This is a genomic window from Methanosarcina sp. A14, assembly GCF_001729375.1.
Taxonomy (GTDB): domain Archaea; phylum Halobacteriota; class Methanosarcinia; order Methanosarcinales; family Methanosarcinaceae; genus Methanosarcina; species Methanosarcina barkeri.
The window spans coordinates 1-2,060 of the sequence record NZ_LZPK01000315.1 but is presented as its reverse complement, the minus strand read 5'-3'; the positions used below and the strand labels follow the sequence as shown (position 1 = coordinate 2,060).

The 2,060-nt window shown below is 46.0% G+C and carries 1 protein-coding gene; it reads right to left on the bottom strand.

Annotated features, from left to right (window positions below; genetic code table 11):
• Positions 1–2,060, bottom strand: a 2,060-nt coding sequence (locus A9239_RS13815) for a DUF3344 domain-containing protein (RefSeq protein ID WP_141706473.1), incomplete at both ends; no start/stop codon positions are given.

Here is a 2,060-nt window from a genome sequence, read left to right as displayed (position 1 = left end):
TGAATCGGATTCTGGAGGTAGGACTTAGATCCGTCTCCAAAGTTCCAGAACCAGGAAGTTGGAGAGCCAGTGCTAGTATCAGTAAATTTAACGTTTAATGGTGTTTTTCCTGAAGTAGGAAACGCTGAAAAAGCAGCTACTGGCTTTGCTGAAGATGGACTGGTGACATTAATGTACCCAGTTTTTACCTCAGAATCATTTCCATCCGGTCCTGTTACGGTGAGATTGACTGTGTAGGTACCGGTTGCAGCATAAGTGTAGATCGGGTTCTGCTCGGTGCTGTCAACAGTTCCATCGTTATTGAAATCCCACTGCCAACTCGTCGGTGAGCCAGTCGAGATATCTGTGAATTCTACGGTCAGTGGTGCTTTACCGCTTGTTACATTTGCAGTAAAGTTTGCAACTAGAGCTCCGGGAAGTGGTTCACTTACCACAATGTAATCGGTCTTTACTTCAGAATCGCTCCCATCTGCATTTGCAACCGTAAGGTTAACTGTATAGTTACCGGCTGAAGTGTAAGTGTAGATAGGGTTCTGCTCAGTGCTGTCTACAGTTCCATTGTTATCAAAGTCCCAGGCCCATGAAGTAGGCGTACTGGTAGATTCATCTGTGAAATTTACTGTCAGCGGGGCATCACCAGAAGTTAAGTTTGCTGTGAAAGCTGCAACCGGAGCTCCCGTTCCATTTTGGGTTTCACCATAATCAGCCACTAGAATAACATTCATGGCAGACATGCTGTCTCCGCCGGTTCCATTGTCGTAGCTCTGCACCCGAGCAGTATCCATTCCGGTAAGAAGGGCTCCAGTAACATTATATGAAGAGAAACCGATCTGCGGCATTGTCTGGTAGTCTGGCCAGAAGCCTGTGTACTCATTGTCGTTGAAAACGAACTTACTTTTGTTGTTATCGTTTCCACTGGCAAGGACAGCTATTGCTGTGGCTTTTGAGATACCAGTAGCATTTACATCACTGAAGGACGCATATGCCGTAGCTTCCTCGTTGCTGACTGCATAGGAACCTTTGGATGCGAGGAGATCGAACTCATCATTGATCCAGATCTTTTTCTCGGTAGCAGTAAGATCATTGTACACGACAACAAGGTAAGCTCCGTATATGCCATAGTTGTTGCCAGTCTCAGGGTTAATAGTAATGCTGTTTCCTGCAGGGTCAAACAATGAAGTTACGTTGTAGACATAGAGACCCGACGGATAATCGTAGCTGCCATAGCTCTTTCGGTCCTTATAGGTGGCAATCGGCGTTACTGTGTTGTTATTAAACGACATCGTGAAAGCCGGATCATTTGTCATCTTGTTCCAGGTATACGGCTGGTAAAGCCTGGCACTTTCAACCGTCGCTCCTGCAGGGATTGGAAGATCTGTTGAAGACCAAGTATAAGTTTTTGCGGTCCAGCTTCCTGATGCATATGCCGTGTTTCCGTAGGAGTAAACAAGCCCGTACTTTCCTTCGAAAGTGACCTGAGTGCCTAGATCATTTCCACCGGTATAACGCTTGCCCTTGTAACCGTTATAGACCACGGACTTTGTGATGTTCATCTGGTTATTTATCTCACTGGACTCGGCAATCTCATTCCCTGAATCTGCAGCGGCTGTGACCGTTACATTGTCTCCAAAAGACCTGATTGTCGGATCAGTTATCGTGACTGTGGTATTTGTTCCCGCTTCAAGGGCATCAACAGTGACATTTGTGTCAATACTATTCACAGTAAAAGTGACCGTAAATGATCCAGAAGCATTCGTACCTACGTTTTCTACCTTTGCCGAGATATTGTTTGTCTCATTTGCAAAGAATTCGTCGGCATTCGGTATGATCGCTGAAACAATAAGGTCCGGCTGTTCCGTAGAAGTCGGAGGTTCGGTCACTTTAATCAAATCGGCAAGCTGACTGCTATTGCTTCCGGCTGCATTTGTGACCTTGAGGTTGACGGTATAGTTACCAACCTCATTATAGGTATGCAAGGGATTCTGCTCGGTAGAATTGGTACCGTCTCCAAAGTCCCAGAGCCAGGAAGTCGGTGATCCGGTTGAAGCATCTGTAAACTG